Source organism: Tenacibaculum maritimum NCIMB 2154 (assembly GCF_900119795.1).
Taxonomy (GTDB): Bacteria; Bacteroidota; Bacteroidia; order Flavobacteriales; family Flavobacteriaceae; genus Polaribacter; species Polaribacter maritimus.
Window position 1 is genome coordinate 3345365 of sequence record NZ_LT634361.1, and the last position, 25492, is coordinate 3370856.

At 32.8% G+C, this 25492-nt stretch carries 18 protein-coding genes; 7 read left to right on the forward strand and 11 right to left on the reverse strand.

Annotated elements, in window-relative coordinates; all coding sequences use genetic code 11:
- Positions 1–69: 69 nt before the first annotated feature.
- Positions 70–642: a DUF3109 family protein gene (locus MARIT_RS15005; RefSeq protein WP_100211937.1), complete on the forward strand. Its 573-nt coding sequence runs from the start codon at positions 70–72 to the stop codon at positions 640–642.
- Positions 643–696: 54 nt separating this feature from the next.
- On the opposite strand, the gene MARIT_RS15010 is transcribed toward MARIT_RS15005, so the two are convergent.
- From MARIT_RS15010 to trxA, 5 genes are all read right to left on the reverse strand, one after another.
- Positions 697–3858: a PA domain-containing protein gene (locus tag MARIT_RS15010; protein ID WP_100211938.1), complete on the reverse strand. Its 3162-nt coding sequence runs from the start codon at positions 3856–3858 to the stop codon at positions 697–699.
- Between the two features lie 55 nt (positions 3859–3913).
- Positions 3914–5254: a deoxyguanosinetriphosphate triphosphohydrolase gene (locus tag MARIT_RS15015; RefSeq protein WP_024741094.1), complete on the reverse strand. Its 1341-nt coding sequence runs from the start codon at positions 5252–5254 to the stop codon at positions 3914–3916.
- An 88-nt stretch (positions 5255–5342) separates the two neighbouring features.
- Positions 5343–7727 carry a ribonucleoside-diphosphate reductase subunit alpha gene (locus tag MARIT_RS15020; protein WP_024741095.1) on the reverse strand — a complete coding sequence of 795 codons (2385 nt, stop codon included), beginning with the start codon at positions 7725–7727 and terminating at the stop codon, positions 5343–5345.
- Between the two features lie 166 nt (positions 7728–7893).
- On the reverse strand, positions 7894–8865 hold the full coding sequence (locus MARIT_RS15025) for a ribonucleotide-diphosphate reductase subunit beta (protein ID WP_100211939.1): 972 nt from the start codon (positions 8863–8865) through the stop codon (positions 7894–7896).
- Between the two features lie 305 nt (positions 8866–9170).
- Positions 9171–9530, reverse strand: coding sequence for a thioredoxin (trxA, locus tag MARIT_RS15030; protein WP_024741097.1), 360 nt, complete (start codon positions 9528–9530; stop codon positions 9171–9173).
- Between the two features lie 143 nt (positions 9531–9673).
- Here trxA and MARIT_RS15035 point away from each other — a divergent pair, with 143 nt between their 5' ends.
- The 5 genes from MARIT_RS15035 (at position 9674) to MARIT_RS15055 (ending at position 16355) form a co-directional block, all read left to right on the forward strand.
- Entirely contained in the window at positions 9674–11815 is a 2142-nt protein-coding gene (locus tag MARIT_RS15035) for a prolyl oligopeptidase family serine peptidase (RefSeq protein ID WP_100211940.1), read from the forward strand.
- A gap of 73 nt (positions 11816–11888) precedes the next feature.
- Positions 11889–13970, forward strand: a complete 2082-nt coding sequence (locus tag MARIT_RS15040; RefSeq protein ID WP_100211941.1) for a M13 family metallopeptidase — start codon at positions 11889–11891, stop codon at positions 13968–13970.
- Positions 13971–14098: 128 nt separating this feature from the next.
- Positions 14099–14512, forward strand: a complete 414-nt coding sequence (locus tag MARIT_RS15045) for an ATP-dependent zinc protease family protein (protein WP_100211942.1) — start codon at positions 14099–14101, stop codon at positions 14510–14512.
- A gap of 3 nt (positions 14513–14515) precedes the next feature.
- Complete coding sequence (rimK, locus tag MARIT_RS15050) at positions 14516–15388, forward strand: 30S ribosomal protein S6--L-glutamate ligase (protein WP_024741101.1); 873 nt, start codon at positions 14516–14518, stop codon at positions 15386–15388.
- Positions 15389–15431: 43 nt separating this feature from the next.
- Positions 15432–16355 carry an ABC transporter ATP-binding protein gene (locus tag MARIT_RS15055; RefSeq protein ID WP_100211943.1) on the forward strand — a complete coding sequence of 308 codons (924 nt, stop codon included), beginning with the start codon at positions 15432–15434 and terminating at the stop codon, positions 16353–16355.
- An 11-nt stretch (positions 16356–16366) separates the two neighbouring features.
- Here the strand turns inward: MARIT_RS15055 and MARIT_RS15060 are convergent, their stop codons facing one another.
- Positions 16367–16819, reverse strand: a complete 453-nt coding sequence (locus MARIT_RS15060; RefSeq protein WP_024741103.1) for a 3-oxoacyl-ACP synthase — start codon at positions 16817–16819, stop codon at positions 16367–16369.
- A gap of 18 nt (positions 16820–16837) precedes the next feature.
- Complete coding sequence (locus tag MARIT_RS15065) at positions 16838–17944, reverse strand: NAD(P)/FAD-dependent oxidoreductase (protein WP_024741104.1); 1107 nt, start codon at positions 17942–17944, stop codon at positions 16838–16840.
- 88 nt (positions 17945–18032) lie between these two features.
- Between MARIT_RS15065 and MARIT_RS15070 the strand changes: the two genes are divergently transcribed.
- Positions 18033–18497, forward strand: a complete 465-nt coding sequence (locus tag MARIT_RS15070) for a hypothetical protein (RefSeq protein WP_100211944.1) — start codon at positions 18033–18035, stop codon at positions 18495–18497.
- A gap of 80 nt (positions 18498–18577) precedes the next feature.
- Here the strand turns inward: MARIT_RS15070 and MARIT_RS15075 are convergent, their stop codons facing one another.
- The 4 genes from MARIT_RS15075 to MARIT_RS15090 all read right to left on the reverse strand — a co-directional run bounded on the left by MARIT_RS15075 (position 18578) and on the right by MARIT_RS15090 (position 25389).
- Positions 18578–19717 (reverse strand): ATP-binding protein, encoded by a 1140-nt coding sequence (locus MARIT_RS15075; protein WP_024741106.1) that lies wholly within the window; start codon positions 19715–19717, stop codon positions 18578–18580.
- Position 19718: 1 nt separating this feature from the next.
- Entirely contained in the window at positions 19719–20471 is a 753-nt protein-coding gene (locus MARIT_RS15080) for an SDR family NAD(P)-dependent oxidoreductase (protein ID WP_024741107.1), read from the reverse strand.
- Between the two features lie 126 nt (positions 20472–20597).
- Positions 20598–21506, reverse strand: coding sequence for a hypothetical protein (locus MARIT_RS15085; protein WP_100211945.1), 909 nt, complete (start codon positions 21504–21506; stop codon positions 20598–20600).
- A 409-nt stretch (positions 21507–21915) separates the two neighbouring features.
- A complete protein-coding gene (locus tag MARIT_RS15090; protein ID WP_100211946.1) occupies positions 21916–25389 on the reverse strand; it encodes a M4 family metallopeptidase in 3474 nt (1157 codons plus the stop codon).
- Positions 25390–25492 lie beyond the last annotated feature (103 nt).

Below are 25492 nucleotides of genomic sequence, written 5' to 3' on the forward strand. Positions count from 1 at the left end.
CTGCAAAATTAGGCAACTAACTTTACCTAATGGTAAAGAAATAGAAAAAATAAAATGTATTTTTGCAAAATGTTTCAATTAGGAAAAACCATTATATCTGAAGATATTATCAAAAAAGACTTTGTTTGTAATCTTTCCGCTTGCAAAGGAGCTTGCTGTATTGATGGAGATGCAGGTGCCCCCTTAGAGAAAGAAGAGACTGATATTTTAGAAAAAATATATCCAAAAGTTAAGCCTTTTTTAAGAAAGGAAGGGATTCAAGTAATCGAAGAACAAGGAACTTGGATTACTAGCGATTTCGGAGAATTAGAAACCCCTTTAATTGGCGATGCTGACTGCGCTTATGTCATCTTTGATGATAAAAACACCGCTTTATGTGCCATAGAAGAAGCCTACAACCAAGGGATTATAGATTGGAAAAAGCCTATTTCTTGTCATTTATATCCTATTAGAGTACAAAACTATACTGAGTTTTCTGCTGTTAACTACAACAAATGGAAAATATGCAACGATGCTTGTTCTTTAGGAAAAGAGCTACAAGTCCCTATTTATAAATTTGTTAAACAGGCCTTAATTAGAAAATTTGGACAAAATTGGTATGATGAATTGGAAAAAGAAGCCGATAAAATTTTAAAGCACTAAATAAAAAATGCTCAGATTAAAATCTGAGCATTTTTATTACAAAGTTTAAAGCTGTTATTTTATAATGATTCTAGCAGATTCTTGCTTATTATCATTTCCTAAAACATTTAAAATATACATACCTGGATTCAAATTTACAGAAACCTTCTGCTTTTCTTTTATACTAAAATCTAGATCTTGCGTATGCACTTGCTTACCATTCAAATCAAAAATAAACACCTTCGAAGTACCTAACGTATTTTTAGCAAAAACTGTAAATTCCCCATTAGATACTGTAGGATAAGCCGTAAAAACCTTAGTTCCTAAAGCTACTTCCTCTACTGATGCTGTAGCCTCTCCTTTAAATTTGCCTGAAAAAACGCCTCTACCATAAGTAGCCGCAAAAACCATATTATCATCTCTCAAATCTAAATCCATTACCTTAACATTACTCATTCCGTTATATGATTGCGTCCAATTAGGAGAAACGGCACTAAAATCTGTAGTTTTCCAAACCCCTAACTCTGTTCCTATAATCACCTCTTCTAAATTTAACGGATTCTGAAGAATTGTTTTTACTGGAATATCAGGAAAATCACCTTCTTTGTTTTGCCAAGTTACACCTCCATCAGGAGAATACCATACGCTGACTACATTGTAGTTATGCATGGTTAAAAATATTTCATTTTCACTAGCTCCGTACTCAATATCAGAAACACTTCCAACAAAATCAGGTCCTGAAATTTCTGTCCATACTGGTGTTCCATTAGCATTTGTAACCTTCAATAAATCTCCTAGTTTAGTACCTACTAAAAGCGTTGTAGAAGTAGTTGTATATGGAGAAACCTTCATTGCTGAAGGAGCAGAGGTTAATAATTCATCTTTTAAATCTGTTTTAAAAATAAAACCTGATAATAAGTTCGAGTATCTTTTTATTTTAATGTCAGAGCCACTTGAATAATTAGAATATAGAATATTCAAATTAGAATCTAACTCTTCTTGGTTAATAAAATCTCCATTTGGAGACCCTTCTCTATTAATCTGTACTTCAGAATTAGTAGCATAGTTATACAACACGATGCTTTGGTTGTAAACATAATTCGTAATATAATATTTATCTGTTCCATCTTGATCAAAGAAGCTATAAGCACCATCACCACCTGTAGCCTCTCTAGAATCAGCTGGTCCATTCTCAGAGGCATTTTCAAATAACTGAGAACCATTATCTTGAGCCCCTGCTACGAAGAAATCACCTGTATAATTTGCAGTTGGAGCCACTCCAACAGTATAAAATTGCGTTACATTAAGCCCTTTGATTCTAGCCTCTGTTTTCTCTCCTCCATTAGAAGTGTAAAAAATACCTCCATCATTTCCAAATACCATTTTACTACTATCTCCATTAGCAAAAGCTGCTAAATGTTGATCTGCATGCACTTCTTGCTGTGAAAAACCACCATACCAATGAGAAAACTGATTCCATGTTGCTCCTCCATCAGTAGATTTAAACAAATCAATTCCTCCTACGTACAAATTATTATCGTCAGTTGGACTCACTGCTAATAATAAATTATAAGAAGCCTGCCCTCTTGTAAAATCTGATGCAGAAATTCCTGAATCAGCATCATTAGGTAAAGGCAAACTTGAGGGCTCCGTTTCAAAAGCATCTTCTGTTTCAAGAATAGAAACGCTACCTCCAGCAGATAATTCCGCTAATAAATATATTTTGTTAGGGTTTGTTCTTGAAACCTCTATTTGAGTTCTTACCCCATTTTCTACTAAGTATTTCTCTTCAAAATTCACGCCATCAGAAGATGAAAATATTCTTCCTCCTCCATTTCTATATGCATTACTATTTGTTGAGCTTACCCATATTTTATTATCTGCACCTATCTCTATATCATTAGGAACTATATCATTAGGATTTGCTCCTTTTGGTAAGTTTAATTTATTCCAAGTTGCTCCTCCATCAGTAGATTTATACAATCCATAAGTTAATCCTCCTAAAATAGTTCTAGAATTAGACGATCTATAAGAAGCATCTGCTACTGCTACATATATTTCTGATACACCTGCATTATTTCTTATTTTAAGATCATTTATATGCTGTTGCCCTGGCACTACCACCGCAGTGAATGTTCCTTTAGAAGGGTTTAACGAAACGTTTACAGTTCCTGATTTCAATGCGTTTTCTAAAGCATCTCCATTTTCCTTAGAAATCATAAGAGAAGGTATCATAATTGTTGTATCATCTCCTCCCATTGGAATCGGATCTCCTGGAATATTATTCATCATAATTACCGCTATAGCACCTGCATTTTCTGCATTTTTAACTTTATCATCAAAATTACAAGAACCTCTTCTAATTAAAGCTATTTTTCCGTTCATGGCCGCTGTATTTGCAAACGCATTGCATCCTTCACTAGGAGTTTCAGCACCACCATCAGCTAGAACAATATCACTCGTTATGATAGCATTTATAGTAGTACCAAAAGCTGTAGTTGGATAAGAAATATAATTCCCTTGAATACTAGCAGGAGCGTTCACTGTAATATCATCAGATGACTGAAAAAAGGTATCTCCTGTAATTCCCCCAAAAATCCTTGTCCAAGTATTTCCTCTATCGCTAGATTTCCACAACCCATCTCCACTTACGTCTCCTCCTACATAAGATTCTCCTGTTCCTACGTAAAAGATATTGGAGTCATTAGGATCTACAACTATAGATGACACTGATAAGTTTTCTGGAATTCCTACTCTAACCCATGTTGAGTTTGCATCAGAGATTTTTGTATTTTTCCATAGACCTCCGCTAACTCCTCCTGCAAAAACAGTTTCATTTGTAGCGTCATTAGGATCAAAAATGGCAGCTCTAACTCTACCTGAAACATTATTAGGCCCTCTTTCAATCCAAGAGTTATCATCTCCATCTCCAGGTACTCTTCTCCCTGCTCTTTCTTTGTTTAATACCTCTCTAACTTTGAAAACATTTACGGGACTTGTTTTACCAGTAGTAGGATCCATTTCACTTAAATACTCCTGCTCCATAAAAGCATTTGGAGGTAATCCTTTTGCTTTACGTTCTTTTTTAGATAAAAGCATCGATTTTTGATAAGGATGGCTCCTTAAAAAATTAGCATGTTTCTCTCTTAGTTTATTAGTGTTTTCCTTATTTAAAAATAAGGATGTAGTAGCTATACCAGCCGCTAAAACACCAAAAGTAAGTAACTTTTTATTCATTTGGAAAGCGTTAAATTAATTGTAAATCTCCCAAATCTAATTATTTATCTTAAGATTAAATAATATTTCCCATTATTTTTTTATGTAATCTAATAGCATAGCCATCGGATAATCCAGCGATATAGCTACATATTTGCATAATTCTATCATATAAATTTTCTTTTTCTAATTGGTATTCTTCAGGTAAAATTTTCAATACTAATTCATCATAATTAGAGGCTATATTATCAAATTTATGATTCAAAGCTGTTACAAAAACATCTAACAAATCTGCTATAATCTTATACCCCGCAACCTCTTTTTCTACAACTTCCTTACTTTGATAAATTTTAGCGACACTTGTTTTTATAATATCATTAATTTGAGCTTCATACTTACATTTATCTAATAGCGACTTTTCAAAGCTCCCACTTAAGATAGCTTTTTCATTAGCTAAGAAAATAGCTACGGCCTCATTAATTAAAACCCCAATAGCCAATGCTCTTAAATAGCTGACCCTATTTTTTTTATGTTTTAGCGAGTTATATTTTTTAATATCAATAGTGTCTTTTACCAATTTAACCATAAATTCTAAAGCAAGTTCCTCTTCTATTAAACCTAAGTTAATTCCATCTTCAAAATCTATAATTGTATAGCAAATATCATCTGCTGCCTCTACTAAATAAGCCAAAGGATGCCTATAATAAGAAATTGCCCCTTCTGATGCCTTCTTCTTTAATCCCAAATCGTTAGCTAGGTCTATAAACGCATCTTTCTCCGACTGAAAAAATCCATATTTCTTATCTACAATATGCTTCGTTGGTTTCTTAGGTAAGCTTTCTTTGGGGTATTTTAAGAAAGCTCCTAAAGTTGCATATGACAATCGCAGTCCTCCTGAGATTCCTTTCTTACTTTCCGTTAATATTTTGAATCCATTTGCATTTCCTTCAAAATCTATAAGGTCTTGGTATTCTTTTTGAGTCAATTGAGTTTGATATTGGCGTCCTTTCCCTGTGTTAAAATACTCTCCAATAGCCTTCTCTCCTGAATGCCCAAAAGGAGGATTTCCTATATCATGCATTACTGAAGACGCCGCCACAATAGCTCCAAAATCATTAAAAGTATACCCCAGTGATACCAAATTAGGGTGGCGTTCCAATAGCACCTTACCTACTCTTCTTCCTAATGTTCTACCAACTACTGAAACTTCTAAACTATGAGTTAATCTTGTATGCACAAAATCTGTTTCGGAGAGTGGAATTACCTGTGTTTTATCTTGTAAGCTACGAAAAGCAGATGAAAAAATAATCCTATCAAAATCTACCTCGAAACCTAAGCGAGTTTCATCTTGTTTTGCGCGTTCACGTTTTTGCGTGTCTCCAAATCGCTTTAAAGAAAGAAGTTGTTCCCAATTCATCATTGTTAAAAATTTTGCCGAATTTACAAAAAAAGAGAAGCATTACTACCTCTCTCCTTATCCGTTTTAATTTAATTCTTATAAACAATTATGATCCACACATTAAACAATCATCTGCTTCTCCATTTTTAGAAGCATCTATCATTGCTTTAAATTCATCTGAACTAATTGACTTATCTTCTTTTTTCTTTTCTTTCGAAAGTGTGAATTGAATTGCATTTACAGCCGATTTTGTTCGTAAATAGTACATTCCTGTTTTTAACCCTGATTTCCAAGCATAAAAATGCATTGACGTTAGTTTTGCAAAATCAGGATCTTTCATAAATAAGTTTAATGACTGAGACTGATCAATAAAATATCCTCTATGGCGCGCCATATCAATGATATCTTTCATACTCATTTCCCAAACTGTTTTATATAGATCCTTTAAATCTTGTGGAATTGCCTCAATATGCTGAATAGAACCATTAGCCCTCATAATTTCTTCTTTCATACTATTATCCCATAAACCTAATTCTACTAAGTCTTCCAACAAATGCTTATTTACAACAATAAACTCTCCCGACAATACTCTACGAGTATAAATATTAGATGTATATGGCTCAAAAGCTTCATTATTCCCTAGAATTTGAGAGGTTGATGCTGTTGGCATTGGAGCTACTAATAACGAATTTCTTACACCATGTTTTATTACGTTTTTACGCAGTTTTTTCCAGTCCCAATTACCACTTAAATCATCTTCATTAATTCCCCACATATTAAATTGAAACTCTCCTTCAGACATTGGAGATCCTTTAAATGTTGAGTAAGCTCCTTTTGCTTTCGCAATTTCCATAGACGAAGTTACTGCCGCAAAATATATTGTTTCAAATATTTCTTGATTTAATTTTTTAGCTTCTTCTGAGGTAAAAGGTAAACGCAGTGTGATAAAAGCATCTGCTAGCCCTTGCACCCCTAGACCTACTGGCCTATGACGAAAGTTAGAGTTTTCAGCTTCTTTTACAGGATAGTAATTCATATCAATTACTGTGTCTAAATTACGAGTTACCTTTTTGGTTACGTCAAATAACTTTTTATGATTAAAATACTTTTCTCCATTTTCTCTCTCTGAAATAAACATAGGTAAAGCAATAGACGCTAAATTACAAACGGCTACCTCGTCATTTGATGTATATTCCATAATTTCTGTACATAGATTTGAAGAACGAATTGTTCCCAAATTTTTGTGATTCGTTTTACGGTTTACAGCATCCTTATATAGCATATATGGTGTTCCTGTTTCTATTTGAGATTCCAATATTTTCTCCCATAAATCACGTGCTTTTATTGTTTTCCTTCCTTTCCCAGCTTCTTCATAACCAACATATAATCGTTCAAAATCATCTCCATAGGTATCGTATAAATGTGGGCATTCATTTGGGCACATCAGTGTCCATTGACCATCCTCTTGTACTCGCTTCATAAATAAATCAGAAATCCACATCGCGTAAAATAGATCACGTGCTCTCATTTCTTCTTTACCATGATTTTTCTTTAAATCTAAAAAATCATAAATATCTGCATGCCATGGCTCAATATACATCGCAAAAGATCCTTTTCGTTTTCCTCCTCCTTGATCTACATAACGTGCCGTATCATTAAACACCTTTAGCATTGGTACAATTCCGTTAGAAGTTCCATTTGTTCCTCTAATATAAGAACCTGTTGCACGAATATTATGAATAGACAAACCTATTCCTCCCGCAGACTGTGAAATTTTTGCTGTTTGTTTTAATGTGTCATAAATTCCATCAATACTATCATCTTGCATTTGTAATAAAAAGCACGATGACATTTGTGGTTTTGGCGTTCCTGAATTAAATAACGTTGGCGTAGCGTGAGTAAAATACTTTTTACTCATTAATTCGTATGTAGCAATAGCTTCGTCAATATCATGTTTGTGAATACCTATAGAAACACGCATTAGCATATGTTGTGGACGCTCAACAATATTTCCATTTAATTTTAATAGGTATGAACGCTCTAACGTTTTAAAACCAAAAAAATCATAATTAAAATCTCTACTATAAATAATCGTTGAATCTAACTTCTCCGAATTATCCATTATTATTTTATACACATCATCAGCTAATAGAGGAGCTTTTTTTCCTGTACGAGGATTCACATACTCATACAAATCAATCATTGTTTCAGAAAATGATTTCTTCGTATTTTTATGTAAATTAGAAACTGCTATACGAGCTGCCAATTTAGCATAATCAGGATGTGCAGTAGTCATGGTAGCGGCTATTTCTGCTGCCAAGCTATCTAACTCAGAAGTACTCACCCCGTCATACAACCCCTCTATTACGCGCATTGCTACCTTTACAGGATCTACAATTGTGTTCAATCCATAGCACATTTTCCTAACTCTTGCAGTGATTTTATCGAACATCACAGGCTCTTTCTTGCCATCTCTTTTTACTACATACATATTCAATTACTTTTAAATTGGGTTATTAATTCACCAAAGCATCCACTATTTGGTGTTTTTATTTTTTTTGCGTTTCGCGTAGGAAACTATTTGATTAAAATGTATTAGTACACCTTAACCATTATTACTGTAAACAGGGGATAACAGTAGAAAAGTTCGCTTTTATTTAAAAATCAGCATCGAAACTAATACTTCCAGTTCCTCCTGATTTAACGCCTGCCTTTTGATATTCTGACACTCGTTTTTCAAAGAAATTTGTTTTTCCTTCTAATGAAATCATTTCCATGAAATCAAATGGATTTGTTGCATTATACTCTTTTTCACATCCAAATTCCAATAGCAGCCTATCAGTTACAAACTCTAAGTACTGCGTCATTAGCTTAGCGTTCATACCTATCAAACTAACAGGGAGTGACTCTGTTATAAATTCTCTTTCAATAGCCAAAGCATTTACAATAATTTCTCTTATACGCTCTTTAGAAACTTTATTTACAATATGATTATTGTGCAAGTGTACTGCAAAATCACAGTGCATTCCTTCGTCACGAGAAATTAATTCATTTGAGAAAGTTAACCCTGGTAGTAACCCTCTTTTTTTCAACCAAAAAATAGAACAGAAAGCTCCTGAAAAGAAAATTCCTTCAACTGCTGCAAAGGCTATCAACCTTTCTGCAAAGGAATCAGATTCTATCCATTTTAAAGCCCAATCTGCTTTTTTCTTAATGGCAGGAAAAACTTCTATAGCTCTGAATAATCTATCCTTTTCTTCCTCATTTTTCACATAAGTATCTATCAATAAAGAGTAAGTTTCTGAATGAATATTTTCCATCATAATCTGAAATCCATAGAAAAATTTCGCTTCAGAATATTGAACTTCATTCACAAAATTTTCTGCTAAATTTTCATTTACAATTCCATCAGAAGCTGCAAAGAATGCTAAAATATGCTTAATAAAGTAACGCTCATCATCTGATAATTTCGAATTCCAGTCAGTTAAATCTTGATGCAAATCAATTTCTTCTGCAGTCCAAAAACAGGCTTGTTGTTTCTTATACCACTCCCATAAGTCATTATGCTGGATTGGAAAAATAACAAATCTATCTTTATTTTCTCGTAAAATAGGTTCTATAACTGACATCAATTTTATATTATTTTAGTTGCTTTTTATACCCGAAAAAACGGATTAACAAAGGTTCAAAAAAATGCTTCAAAACCAAAGTGATACTTATCCACAAAACTTCGAAGTTTTTAACAATCTTGCTTTTTTAACGAAAAAAAACATAAAAAAACAAAACGAATAATCGTTTGAAAACCAACACATTAAAATACATTAAAAACGCTCCCTAGTGATATTTACTGACTTTATCAAAAACCTCTTTGCACAAAAAAAAGCAACACAAATTGTGCTACTTTTTTAACTTCCTAAAGTCATAAATTTACCTTCTATTTTTCCACCTTTAAAACATCTCTTATAATTTGCTCTAACTGTTTTTTAGGCAATGCTCCATTAGCCATTTGTGGATCTTCTCCAATAGGGCAAAATAACATAGAAGGGATACTTCTAATACCAAAAACAGCAGCTAATTCTTGCTCTACTTCAGTATTTATTTTATAAATATTAAGCTTCCCTTCATACTCTTTACCTAGTTCGTCCAATACAGGTGCTAATGCTTTACAAGGACCACACCAATCAGCATAAAAATCTATAAGTGCTGGTATTTTACCTTTATACACAAACTCTTTACTTTCTTCATAATTGAAGATTTTTTCTATAAAACCTTCTTTTGTTAAATTTTCTGTCATCTTTGTTTTTTATATAAAAATAGACGTTTTAAAGTATTAAAAATTACAAAAACATTCTTTTTTGTTAAAATCCTCTTAAATTTTTACTCATAAAGCTCTTTTTCGTATAAATTTGAAAGCATTATCAAACTCAACCTCAAGAAATGAAAAAATTAATTATTCCTATTCTTTGCGTAACTACACTACTCATATCATGCAAAGAAGAAGAGAAAAAAAGAGCATCTATTGTGACTTATCCAAACACTACTAAACTTCCTGTTACAGACAATTATTTCAACACCTCTATAACAGATAACTATCGATGGCTAGAAGATGACACCAGCAAAGAAACCAAAAAATGGGTCCAAGAGGAAAATGAAGTGACATTTAATTTCTTAAACAAAATAACATATAGACAACAGCTAAAAAAGCGTTTGACTGAACTATGGAACTACGAAAAAATAGGCACTCCATTCCAAGAAGGAAACTTTACTTATTTTTATAAAAATAACGGACTACAAAATCAACACATATTGTATAGAAAGGATCAAGAAGGAAAAGAGGAAGTTTTCTTAGACCCGAACTCTTTTTCCGAAGACGGAACAACCTCTCTAGGTAGTGTTAGCTTCTCTAAATCTGGAAACATTGTTGCCTACTCAATTTCTGAAGGAGGTAGTGATTGGAGGAAAATTATTGTTATGAATACCGTCGATAAAAAAATTATTGGAGATACCTTAATCGATGTAAAATTTTCTGAAATTGCTTGGAAAGGAGATGAAGGCTTTTACTACTCTAGTTACGATAAACCTGTGGGAAGTGAATTATCTGCAAAAACAGATCAACACAAACTATATTACCACAAATTAAACACCCCTCAAAAATCCGATTTAGTTATTTTTGGAGCTATTCCTTCAGAAAAGAACCGTTATGTTAGTGGTCAATTAACCGAAGACGACAAGTATTTAATCATCTCCGCTTCCACTTCCACTTCTGGAAACAAATTATTTTTAAAAGATCTTACAAACCCTAAAAGCAAGTTAATTACAATTATAGATAACTATGATAGCGATACTTATGTTATAGATAGTAGAGATGATAAACTATACATGGTAACCAATCTCAACGCTCCTAATAAAAAAATAATCATTGCTGACGCAAAAAAACCTGAATCGACAAATTGGAAAGACTTTATACCTGAAACTAAAAACGTACTAAACCCTTCCACTGGAGCTGGATTTTTCTTTGCTGAATATATGGTTGATGCTATTTCTAAAGTAGTACAGTATGATTTCAATGGAAAATTAATCCGAGAAGTAAAGTTGCCAGGAAAAGGATCTGTTGGTGGTTTTAGCGGAAAAACAAAAGCTAAAGAAATTTATTTTTCTTTCACAAACTACAACACCCCTAGCTCCTCTTATAAGTTCAACCCTCAAGATGGAACTTATGAGCTCTACTGGAAACCAGCTATTTCTTTTAAATCCGAAAACTACGAAACAAAACAAGTTTTTTACACTTCTAAAGACGGCACAAAAGTACCTATGATTATCACCCATAAAAAAGGAATTCCATTAAATGGAAAAAACCCAACTATATTATACGGGTATGGAGGGTTTAATATTAGCTTAACACCTAACTTCAGTGTGGCAAATGCTGTATGGATGGAACAAGGGGGAATATATGCCGTTGCTAATTTACGCGGAGGTGGCGAGTATGGTAAAAAATGGCACGATGCAGGAACTCAATTAAAAAAACAAAACGTTTTTGATGATTTTATTGCTGCTGCTGAATTCTTAATTCAAGAAAACTACACTTCATCAAATTACTTGGCTATTCGCGGAGGTTCTAATGGAGGGTTACTAGTAGGAGCAACCATGACACAACGACCTGACTTAATGAAAGTGGCTCTTCCTGCCGTGGGGGTTTTAGATATGCTACGTTACCACACATTTACCGCCGGAGCAGGATGGGCATATGATTATGGTACTGCTGAGCAGAGTGAAGAAATGTTCAAGTACCTGAAAGGGTACTCACCTGTGCACAATGTCAAATCAGGCGTTGAATATCCTGCTACAATGATTACAACAGGAGACCATGACGATAGGGTTGTTCCTGCTCATAGTTTTAAGTTCGCTGCTGAACTTCAGGATAAGCAAACAGGAAAAAATCCTATTTTGATTCGAATAGAAACCAATGCTGGTCATGGCGCAGGAACTCCTATCAGCAAAACAATTGATCAATACGCTGATATATTCGGTTTTACATTGTTTAATATGGATTTTAATGAGCTCCCTAAATTAAGTAATTAATAAAAAATGTAACAAATCATTTTTCTTTTATACTAATTGATTAATACAAAATCAACCTAATAAATTAATACCAATGAAAACCATAAAAAGAGCATTTTATGTGTCGGCAATTGCTTCCTTAGGAATTATTGCTTGTAAAACAGAAAAACCAAAGGAAAAAGAAAAGGTTGCGGGAATTGTACTGGAGAACATGGATACCTCTGTAAAACCAACCGACGATTTTTTCCGATTTGTCAACGGAACATGGTTGGACAACACAAAAATCCCTGACGATCAAACCTCTTGGGGAGGCTTTAATCAGCTTCGCAAAAAAACAGATGCTGATGTTTTAGCAATCCTAAATAAAGCTATTCAAGAAGGAAATTTCCCTAAAGTAAAGGATACTAATGGGAATGAAATGGCTTCTGATCAAGAAAAAGCAGTAAACTACTACAAAACTATCATGGATACTGTAGCTAGAAACAAACAAGGAAAGACTCCTTTAACTCCTTTCTTAGCTAAAATTGATAAAATAAAAACAAAAGAGGATATTCAAACCTACATCACTGATATGACCCCTTATGGCGGAGGTGGTTTCTATAGTTTCAGTGTTTTTAATGACCTAAAAAATAGCAGTATGAATACTGGCTATTTAAATGGCAGCAGCCTTGGTTTGTCTAGAGATTACTATGTTGATGATAAGGTAAAAGATAAATTAGAAAAATACCAAGAATTTGTTGAAAAAATACTGAAAGAATTCGGAGATAACGAGGCTGATGCTAAAAAGAATGCTGCTACAATCATTACTTTCGAAAAAAGTTTAGCAACACCAATGATGTCTAAAGAAGAGCGAAGAGACACTCGTAAGATATACAATCCTATGACTGTAGCTGAATTGCAAAAACTAGCTCCTGCTATTGATTGGAATGCTTATTTAAAAGGTATTGGCATTGCTAATATTGATACGATTATTGTTACTGACCCTGGCTACTTCAAAGCAATGAGCGAAATTTTCAAGAATCGCTCTGTAGAAGACATCAAGTTATTGCTACGTTGGAGCGCCATCAACAATTCCCTATCAATATTATCTACTGATTTAGAAAAAGCAAATTGGGAATTTTACAGTAAAGAAATGCGTGGTGCTAAGCAACAGCGTCCTAGAGACGAACGCGCTTTAAACAATTTAAACGGTGCTATTGGTGAAGCTTTAGGCAAACTATATGTAGCCGCTAAATTTCCACCTGAAGCAAAGAAAAAAGCCAAAGAAATGATTGACAATGTAATGCTTGGTTTTGAAAACCGCATTGCACAATTACCATGGATGAGTAAAGAAACTAAGCAAAAGGCTTTAGACAAATTACATAAATTAAGTGTTAAAATAGCATACCCAGATAAATGGAAAGATTATTCTAAACTACAAATAAAAGGGTTAGAAGAAGGCGGTACTTATTTTAATAATGCAATGAACATCAGAAGATGGAATTACGATAAAAACATGGCTAAATTAGGGAAAGAAGTAGATAGAACTGAATGGGGAATGTCTCCACAAACAGTAAATGCCTACTTCAACCCTTTAAATAATGAAATTGTATTCCCAGCCGCTATTTTACAACCTCCTTTTTACAACTACAAAGCCGATGAGGCTGTTAATTATGGTGGTATCGGTGCTGTTATCGGGCATGAAATTTCTCATAGCTTTGATGATTCTGGAGCCCGTTTTGATGGTGATGGAAACCTTAAAAACTGGTGGACAGAAGAGGATTCTAAAAAATTTAAGGAAGTAGGCAGCAAACTAGTAAAGCAATACAGTGATATTATTGCTATTGATAGTATGCATTTAAATGGCGCTTACACCTTAGGTGAAAATATTGGAGACCTAGGAGGTGTTCAAGCTGCTTATGAAGGGTTACAAATTTTCTTAAGTAAAAATGGGCGTCCAGAAAAAATAGATGGATACTCTCCTGAGCAACGTTTTTTCCTTTCTTGGGCAACTATATGGAGAACTAAAATGCGTGACGAAGCTTTGAAAAACTTAATTATGACCAATACACATGCTCCTGGGCAATATAGAGCTTATATGCCTTTAAAAAATGTAAATGCTTTTTATAAAGCTTTTGGTGTAAAAGAAGGAGATAAGATGTATCTAAAACCAGAAGAAAGAGTTAAAATCTGGTAAAAAATTTCAGCTATAAACTTCAAAAAACCGAGATAAAAATCTCGGTTTTTTTTGTTTCTAAAAATTAAAAAAAGATATTGTATATTTCAAAAATTAATAAGTAATTCGTGTTCCTTAATTTTTAAATTATGAAAATAATTGGTAGGGTTGAAAAAATATCATTTTTAAATTGGGAAATAGAAGAGCTCCCTATCAAAATAGATACAGGAGCATATACCTCATCCATTCATTGTAACCATATTATGGAACAAGATGGTACTTTAGAGTTTAAGCTACTATGCCCAGGTACAAAAAAATATAATGGTAAATTAATTAGAACAACTTCGTATTCCAAAAAAGTGATACGAAGTTCAAATGGACAAAAAGAGGAAAGATATATTGTAGATACTACAGTAGTATTCTTTGGAAAAAAATATAAAATGAAGTTTTCATTGGCAGATAGGAGTAAAATGACTACACCTGCCTTAATGGGGCGAAAATTTTTAACTAAAAAATTTATAGTGGATGTTTCGCAAGAAAATATCACATCTAAAAAAACATAGAAAATGAAAATTGTCATTCTTTCTCGAAACCCTCAATCTTATTCAACCAAGCGCTTATTTGAAGCGGGAGAGAAAAGGGGGCATCAAATGCTAATTTTAGACCACACTAAATGCGACTTAATCATTGAAAAAAAGAAACCAGCTATTGTATATAATCATGAATTGGTAACAGACGTTGATGCAATTATACCACGTATTGGAGCATCAGTTACCTTTTACGGCACAGCTGTAGTTCGTCAATTTGAGATGATGAAAGTATTTTCGGTAGTTGAATCTCAAGCCTTAGTAAGATCGAGAGACAAACTAAGCAGCCTACAGGTACTTTCTAGAGCCAATTTAGGACTACCTAAAACAGTTTTTACAAATTACTCAAAAGACACTTCCGAAGTTATTAAAAAAGTAGGAGGAGCTCCACTAATCATCAAATTACTAGAAGGAACTCAAGGATTAGGTGTTGTTTTAGCAGAAACAAAAAAAGCAGCAGAATCTGTTTTAGAAGCTTTCAATGGTTTAAAAGCTCGTGTAATTGTACAAGAATTTATCAAAGAAGCAAAAGGAGCTGATATAAGGGCTTTTGTAGTAGATGGCGTTGTTGTAGGAGCTATAAAACGTCAAGGCAAAGAAGGTGAATTCAGGTCTAATTTACATAGAGGGGGTTCAGCAGAAATCATAGAATTAACCGAAGATGAAGAAAACGCAGCCCTAAAAGCTGTTAAAGCAATGAAATTAGGAGTTGCTGGCGTGGACATGTTGCAATCTGATAGAGGTCCTTTAATTTTAGAGGTAAACTCTTCTCCTGGATTAGAAGGAATTGAAGTAGCTACCAATAAAGATATTGCCAAAAGCATTATTCGTTATATAGAAAGAAGTGCTTAAAATATAAACTGATTACAATGCCATTACTAAATTCCATGTCACTGTGTTAAAAGTAAATAACGTAAAATTCTCACACGATACAGAAAGCACTGTACTTAAAAATATCAGTTTTACCGTTGACAAAGGAGAACAACTATGTATAATGGGAGAAAGCGGTTGTGGTAAATCTACTTTATTAAAAATCATTTATGGTTTATTAGACATAGATAAAGGTTCTTTATTTTGGAATGATATCAAAATTTTAGGTCCAAAGCATCACCTAGTTCCAGGTATCAACTTTTTCAAACATGTTGCTCAAGACTTTGATTTGATGCCTTTTATTTCAGTTAGTGAAAATATAAAGAAATTCTTGTCTCGCTTTTACCCTGAGGAAGCACAAAAAAGAACCAACGAGCTTCTCGGTGTAATTGAAATGACCGAATTTGCAAATACAAAAGTTAAGAATCTAAGTGGGGGTCAACAACAGCGTGTAGCAATAGCAAGAGCGCTAGCAAAAGAACCTGAGCTCCTACTCCTAGATGAACCTTTCAGTCAGATAGACAATTTCAAAAAAAACTCATTACGTCGAAAACTATTTACATATTTAAAAGAAAAAAACATCTCTTGTATTATAGCTACTCATGATGGAAATGATGCACTTTCTTTTTCTGACAAAATGATTGTTCTTAAAAATCAAGAAATAGTAGCTAGTAATACTCCTAGTAATTTATATAAAAATCCTAAAACTAAATATGTTGCGTCCTTATTTGAGGATGTAAATGAAATAATTCTTCATAATAAAAGCATATTACTATATCCTCATCAAATAAAAATAGTACCTCACTCAATATTAAGTGGAATTGTTATAGCTTCTTATTACAAAGGAGCCTATTGGCTCATTGAGGTCGCTTTTAAAAAACAAACTATTTTTATCAACAACTCTATTGATTTAGAAACAAATACTATCATTTATTTTCAAATACCATAGTTTTGAATGAATCAAAATATTTGTTGAATAATGATTTCTTTTGCATTAAAAGAGATAACATCTCCTTTATCTTTTCCTAGCAATATCTTCCCTATAGGAGATGAAATAGAAACTGCAAAATAAGATTCTCCCAGAACCTCTAATTTACCCGCAGAAATACTCAAAAAGTAATTCGCAAAATTCGTTTTTATAACACTTCCTAAATGAGCTTTATCAGATTCTTCTGATATATTCATTTTTGCCAAAATTATTTTCATTTCTGTAATATTAGCCAGTTGCTGCCCTGCCTTCTCCATTTCTAATTGTAACATAGCTCTCTCTGTTTCATGTTTATCCCCCGCAGAACTTTTAGTTGCTGTTTGCAATGCTTTTTGATTAGATTGAATAATCTCTTCTATCGTTTGTAATCTTTGATTTACATATGCAATGCATTTTTCATATAAAACCTTTCTTATTTCGTCCATAAATTTTTAATAAAAATACTACGCCAACAAACCCGCTAGCTCTTTGCCTACTAAACTTCCAATAGCAACTCCCATTCCTCCTAGCCTAACACCACAAAAAACATTTTCTGACACCTGCTTTACAATTGCTTTTTTCTGGCTTCCAACTCCCATAATCCCACTCCATCTGTGGGCTACCTGAAAACTTGTTTTTGGTAAAATAACCTCTTTTAATATTTTTTCCAAAGAACTCTGAATTACCTCCGTTTTTCCAAAGGTGGTAGTTTCTTCTCCCTTAAAGTCAAGATTCCTACCTCCCCCAAACAAAATTCTATTATTAATATTCCTAAAATAATAGTATCCTTTATCTAAATGAAAAGTTCCTTTTATACGCAAATTTTCAATCGGAGAAGTAATTAATACTTGCGCTCTTGCAGGCTGCACTTTTTCTTGTAACAACGATTTCGCAAACCCATTTGTTGCAATAAATAATTTATTGGTTTTAAATGTATATTTATCTGTTTCAACAACTACTTTACTTCCTTCATTAAACCTCTCTACCTTAGTTGAATTTAAAATCCGTATCCCTGATTTTTGGACTTTCAACAATAGTTCAGCCATCATTTTTCCAGTATCAATTTGCCCTTCAAATTGATTTACAATATAATTCTCTTGAATATTACTAAATTGAAAAAAGTTATTCTTAACTGAAAAAACGGGTGCTTTAAACAACGGATATAATAATTTATTAATCTGCTTTTTTTTGCCCAAGCATTCTTCATAAAACGATTTGTCACGAAATAACTCGAACCCTTTATTTTGCTGAAAATCAATATTTTTATCTCCTATGTTTTTACGTAAGAGTTTTAAACCTTCCCAACGTTTTTTAACCAAATTAAAAACCTCCTCTTCTGTATGTGTCTTTAAATCATCTATCAACTCTGATAAACTTCCAAAACAAGCAAAACCTGCATTTTTAGTACTAGCTCCTTGTGGAAGTACTCCTTTTTCCAAAATCAAAATTTTTGATTTTGGATGTTTTTTTTGCAACTCCAAAGCACAACTTAAGCCTACAATTCCACTTCCTATAACTGTGAAATCCACCTCAGTAAACCATTCTTTAAGTTCCCAATAACTAAAATGTATCATTCTGTAAAATTAACCAAGTTTTTAATATTAATTTGTACCTTGGCATAATACTTGAATTTTTTAATAGTATATCAAATCAATCACAATGAAAAACATAGGCTTTATACTTCTTACCATCAGCATTTTTCAATGCAAAAGTATTTCTTTTGAAAAAACACCTCCCTTTACCATAAAAGAGGCTTCTTATTACAACTACACTGGAGGAATACGTGGTGTTAGTGGCACATGGGTTCGTATAAATTACGACTCTAAAAAAGCTATTGAATTTGATAGTATTTATTACCAAGGAAGAAAAACAAAAGCAGAGCTTCAAAATATAGCTAATAAAATTTTTGTGAGCGGACACTTCAATACTTCAACTGTTAATAATAAAAATGACTTGATTTTACATAAAAACAAGGAAAAAGAATTTCACAATCAGCTCCCTAAAAAATCTTGCTCATTTAAATTAAAAGAAAATGAAGCAATTATCAGCTATTTTCAAAAAGGAAAGAAAAAGTACTACAAAATAAACTCTCTTAAGCAAGAAAAGTCTCCACTACACCAGTAATACATTAAAAAAGTAGCTAGATGTTATAAATTTACACACTTTATAGGATGGTGTCATAAATAATATATCCAGCTATTTTTTTAGTTATATGTTACTTTTCTCAATATTCTCATGGCTTCTTTATATTTTACATAAGTAGTTTTATCTTCAAGAGATTTGATATATCTTCTTGCTTTTTTTAGCTGCTCTAACGATTTTAAAAAGCCATTTAAGAAACAAATCAAATAGGTTGTTGGCATTTTCAATACATCTTGTGCTTCTCTTTCAGAAAGTATTTCTTTCTTTTCTATCTTATCAATTATAGTATTATTCGTATTATAAATAAAACATAAAGTATCTTTATTATATTGAGGTGGACTAAATAAAAATTCATTTACAATATCATGCTTTCCATTATTTTTAAAATGGATAATCGTTTTTTCTAAAGGATAATGACGCTTTTTTTCATCTATTCCTAGTAAAATATATTCTGTGATAATAAAAGAATCTTCATTATAGTTTATCTGAACATCATCTAAGGAAGAAAAAAATAAACGCACCTGTTCATTAATAAGCTCAATATCTACCCTAGACAAAAATTCTTGACCATTAATCATTGACCTTTTACCCGCCCAGCAAAGCACAAATTGCTCATTAAACACTTTATATCTTGGATTATACTCTGGCTTATGATTATTTATAAAATCAAAGACCCCATTCAAAGTCAGCTCTATATTATTACTTGCATTTTTCTCTATTGCGCTTACAAAATTTGCATTATTAGGAATATTAAACATTTCTCTTTTTCCTGCTAAAGAATTACTACCTCTCCTGTAAAAAGTTGTGTTTTTCTCGTATTTCCATGCTTTTTTTATAAGAGAAGTGACTGCTTCAATTGGAAAAATAGTAACTAACCCTACCACTTTATGCCTAGGTAAACGAGGAAAGGGAACGTTTTCATATTGAATTTTTGGTGGGTTTTTCAAATATGCATTTACCAAGTTCTGTATCTTACTATCATCAAAAAAGTCAACCCCTATTATTTTATTTTCTGCATCCTCAACACCAATTACGATATAAGAATTATTAAAAGGATTGGAATTAGAAAGCGCGCAAACATGTTTTAAAAACTTTGCTTTTCCTTCCTTTGTATCTAAGGAAATTTTTTGCTTCTTATCGTAAAAACTATTTTCATCATTATGAGAAAGTAAATTTTTAATAAGCAACCGTTTGTTTATCATTTTAGTTTTTATTCAAAATAGTAGCACTTGCCTGCGCTGTTGGGTACACTACCAAATCTTCAATATTTACATGATAAGGTCTTGTAACTACAAAATAAATAATATCTGCAATATCTTCTGCTTGTAGCGCTTTATATCCAGTATAAACCTCTCTTGCTTTATCAATATCTCCTTTAAAACGAACTTCTGAAAACGCTGTTTCTACAGCTCCAGGGTGAATTGCTGACACTCTAATATTATATGCATTCAAATCTATTCTCATTGCCTTATTCAAAGCATTTACAGCATGCTTCGATGCACAATATACATTTCCGTTAGGATACACTTCTTTCCCTGCAATAGAGCCTATATTAACAATAAAACCTTGATTTTGGGTTATCATTCTAGGAATAATTGCTTTTGATACGTATAGCAGGCCCTTTACATTAATATCTAACATTGCATCCCAATCATCTATACTCCCATCTTGAATAGCGCTTAAGCCATGAGCATTTCCCGCATTGTTTATTAAAATATCTATTTTTTGGAACTTTTCTGGCAACTTACCTATTGCTGTAACAACAGCATCTCTCTTACTCACGTCAAAAGACAATGTAGTAACTTCTGTGTATTTACCAAGCTCTTCTTCTAAGAAACTTAAACGATCTTTTCTTCTACCACAAAGAATCAATCTTATTTTTTTTCTGGCAAAAAGTACTGCTGTAGCTCTACCTATTCCAGAGGTAGCTCCTGTTATAAATGCGGTTAAAATCATTTTTTTTATTTTTGTTAAAGATAACTTTTTCTTCTAAAAAAGAAAAAACCGCTTCTAAGGAAGCGGTTTTCTTTCAATTGGTTATCAAAAAATAACCAACCAAAAATCAACTAACCAAACTTTATTTTAATTTCTTTTCTGTACTACTGCTCTTTTTATCTTAGTACGCTTTCTTCCTTCATTCCTTACAGGAGATTCCGTTCTTTGCTTATCACGCCTCAAATACTCTACAAACCCTCTCCCTGAAAAATCATATGTTGTTTTCGAATTTATATTATACAACCTAATTGTTTCGTCGTTTATAACGGTCAAATCAAACTCCTCAGTATCTCCATTATCATAATTAAGTGTTAAATATTTTAAGTTTGTAATACCTATAGGATCTTTGATCGTGTAATTCCCTGAAAAATCCCATCTAATACTTTCAATATCCGTGCCAAAAGGATCATGAGATGAATAAAATGTAGTAGTGTTCTCTGGTGTAAATTGCAAATACGTTTCATCATCAAATGCATCAGCACCCCCTCCTTCAATACCTATTCTTTCCCAAGCAATATATTCTTGTAAGAAATATTCTATATTATCATAAAAAAGCTTATTATAATCAAAGTTATTACGTTGATAACCAATCAAAAAATAACTTACATTTTGAGATATATCATCAATCCTAATTTCATTGCTTGATAGTTGAACAACTTCAAAACCATATGTTCCATCTAAACGGTGACTCATCTCCAAAATCCCATTATATGCTCTATAGTTTCCTACCAAAACCCCCAATCCATTTCCCGTTTTGCCAATATCTACAATATTATTATTTGCATACATTTTGCCATTAAAAAAAGAAACTGTAAAAGATTTAGCTATAAAAGGTACTTCTCCTCTCCCTTCTGTTCTATGATAATCTATATACCATAAATCATACTGAGACACTAATTCATCTAAAGAAATCAAATCATCAACTCTATCATCTATTGTACATGACGTAAATATTATTGTTGTTAGAAACACAAAAAGTAGTTGTATCGCTTTCATAAACCTTATTTTACAGTTATGTTCATAACCTACTCAAATTACATGCCAAAAAGCTATTACTACTTGTGTAACACCTAAAAGCTTAAATAAAACAAAAGAACCACCCCAGTAAGGGTGGTTCTAAGTAAAGTTCTATTAAAAATATGAAGGGCTTATTTTTTAATGAACCTAGTTATTAATAATAATTAACAATATTAATTCCTATAATATACAACATTTTAAAATGTTTTCGCTTATTCTAGAAAGTCGTTTTTTATTAAAAAGCTTCTCGTTTAAGCGTCTTCAAAAGTATATATTACTTTAAACATTTCAAATAGGTATAAATACTGAAATATGCATACGGGATTATACGTACCTTATAAAAGAGGAGTAAATATACCCCTCTTTTAGCATATTAATGAAGACAATTTTAGTCTTTAACAAAATTAGTAGTCATTGATTTTTGACCATCGTTAACCTCTATGATATATAACCCTGGCTCCAATTTAGAAACATCAACACCATTATCATCTTTCATTTTTCCTGTTTTTACTACCTGCCCAATTGGATTTACAATTTTATAAACTAAATTATTGCTAGAATTTGATTTTACCTGTACAAAGTTTGTTGCTGGGTTAGGGAATACCATAAAACTAGTGACTGCTTCACTTGCCAAAGGCTCTCCTTCGATTTCTTCAAAGATACCATTAAAACTTCCTGCTGCGGTAATATTTACAGTATAATCTTCGACCTCGCCATCTGCAAAACTCTCACATGGAGTTGATTTTGAATTATACTTCATAGAAACTCGCATTCTTGTTGATCCTAATTTAGCCGAAGATGGTATCGTTATCTCTGCTGTTCTGTTTGATGAACTTCTAGATGATCCTGAAACTACCTCCTCACTTGATTCAAAAACTCCATTTTGATTAAAATCAATCCATACTGTAAAAAATTCTGTATATGAACTACTTCTAAAACCTGCACTAACAATCAATTGGTTCGTACTTCCTTGAGATACATTCGCTACTTTTGATGTAAAATCTCCATAACCGCCATCTGATGAGCTACTATGACTCATACCTCCTAAAGATACATAATCAATCCACTCATATGTAGAACGATTTCCTTTTGACGAACAGTAATTTAACTCTACTCCCAAAGTTGTAAAAACCAAACTACTACTTGACTCTGAAACATTACCCGCTGCATCCTTTGACTTTACACTATATGAATAAGTCGTATTTGCCGTTAAACCTGTTATATTAGCCGATGTTCCTGTTACTACTCCTATGCTTGATCCTCCATTAAAAATTTCATATTCCTTTACACCTACATTATCCGTTGATGCTAACCAACTCAACGTTGCTGTCGTTTGCGTGATATTAGATACTGACAATCCTGTTGGAGCCGTTGGAGATTGAGTATCAGAATTCGCCCCTACTATATGTATTGTATAATCTTCAACCTCGCCATAAGATATAGCTCCTTCACATGCGCTTGGAGTTGCATTGTATTTTAAAACTACGCGCATTCTTGTTGAACCTTCTAATGCTGATGATGGCACGCTAAATGAACCACTAACTGCAGTATCCTTAGAAGGTGCTTTTGTCCAAACTGTTTCTCCTGCATCTGAAAAATCTCCATCTCCGTTATAATCAATCCAAACACCATAACCCTCACTATATACAGCTCCATTCCATTTTGGAGTAATTTTTATCGTATTTGATACTCCTTTTATTAAATCTGTTGATATTGAAGTGTAATCAGAGTACCCATTACCTCCATCTGAACTATTATCAATACTTCCTAACTCTACACGTTGTATGTACTCATCCGATACATTTTCTCCTTTTGAGGTACAATAAGAAATAGGTTTAACCCCTGTAGTAGTTACAGCAATTGTAGAAACTTCACCACTTCCTCCTGAAGAACAATTTGCTTTTACCGTACAAGTATATGTTGTACCCTCTACTAAACCTGTAATTAACTTAGAGGTACCATTTACTGTATATGAACTCTCATTTACTGTTACTATATAAGAAATTGCTTCTGAAACAGCTGTCCATGATAACGTAAAATCATTGTCATTTATATTAGAACTTTCAAATCCACCCGGAGCAGCTAGTGCACAGTTTTCTACATAAGCTTCTCCAACACCAACAGCATACCATGCATTTGTCACAGATTTTACCTCATCACTATTTTCTCCATACAAATCAGTAGCTGCAGTAATAGAACCTGCCCTTGCATCTGCAAAAGTAGCATTAGCTGATAAATAATTAGCTTCTGTACGATAGGCTATTTTAGCAGATTTTATCATTCCAATTGCCGTAACATTAAACATATTATTAATATCATTTGTTCCTGCTCCTCCTGCAGTTAACAAATAAAACCAATAATTTAAAACACCTGAATTCGTATGAACTCCACAGTAATCATTAGATTGACTTGGCGTACCACAATTAGGCTCTTTCCAATAAGTACCTCCATATGTATCTGGCTGATTTCTCTCATTTGGATTACTCATAGACCTCAATGCTACCGACCCTGTTCTTCTATCAATTTCATCTCCTATCAACCATACTGTAGCGTCTGGTGCTAAATCATTTCCATTTCCTTTTGCAAAATGCTCTACTGCAGCTCCCCAAATATCTGAAAAACCTTCATTCAAGCCTCCTGATTCTCTCTGATAAGCTAAATCTGCTGTATGACTACAAATAGCATGTCCTATTTCGTGCGCAGCCACATCTATTGAGGTCAAAGCATCAAAATAACCATTGCCTTCACTCCCGTTAGAAGAACCATCTCCATAAGACATAACAGCCCCATTCCAAAACGCATTATCATAATTATTATCTACATGCACATAACTACGAATTTGAGCTCCATTACCATCATAACTATCTCTATTATGGTTGTTCTTAAAATAATCATACGTCATCATAGCTCCCCAGTGTGCATCTAAAGCAGCATCATCCTTATTAGTACTATGCTCAGCAGAAGTCCAATTATTATCATTATCCGTAAACTCATCATAATTAGTTACATACGGATAATTAAACCCAGGCCCTTGATTTTTAGCATCACGAGTATATATCTTTCTTGTCGCATCTGCCAAAATATAACTAGCCCCACTTAAGGTTGTTTCAATAGTTCTTGTTCCACTATACCTAGTTGCTGCCGTTCCTGAAGCAAACATCGTTTTTAAAGTTTTCTTTACATCTACTTTCTCTGATTTTTTAACCGCTCCTATATGACCAAATTTATCAGCATGTTTTATAATTGCATTAAAAAATAAAGCTTCTCCTGTATGAGCATCTATATATAAGTATCCTCTACTCAAAGGTTTTGTAGCAAAAATATCAAATTTATAAGCTAGCCTAGCTTCTTTAGTTCCTATAACTTCTTTAGGTAAAATGAGTAATTCTCCTTTAGGTTTTTTATAATTATTCATCTCTTTCGCAGCTTCAGGTGTTTCCCAAAGATATTTTTCTGCTCCAGTATGCTCTAAAGCTCTATCAAATGCAGCTTTCCTAGAAAGCTTAGGTATAATATTTACCGCTCCTACATCATAAAACTCCCCATTCATCGTTTTTAACTTTCCTTTCTTAGCATGAGCCATATAAGTAGCAAATTCTACTTTAACTCCTTTAAATGATTGTTGGTATTTTTCATGTGTAAATCCTAAATCATCAACTTCCGTTTTAACTCTCATCAGGTGATCTTCAGCTGACATTTTCAGTTTTTTCTTTAATAGCTCAGGTGCTCTTTCCAAAGAATATTTTGATGATTTTTCTAATTTAATCTGTTTTATCTTTTTTAATTCTTGAGCTTCTACAGAAGACAATCCAATAAAAAAGAAAGGGGATAATAACACACTTGTAATATACTTTTTTTTCATTATAAAGGAATTTGTTGGTTTAATTATTTTTAATAAAAAACAAAATTTAATAAAATATTTTTATTAAAAAGATTATATACATATATAATATTCAGCAAAAATA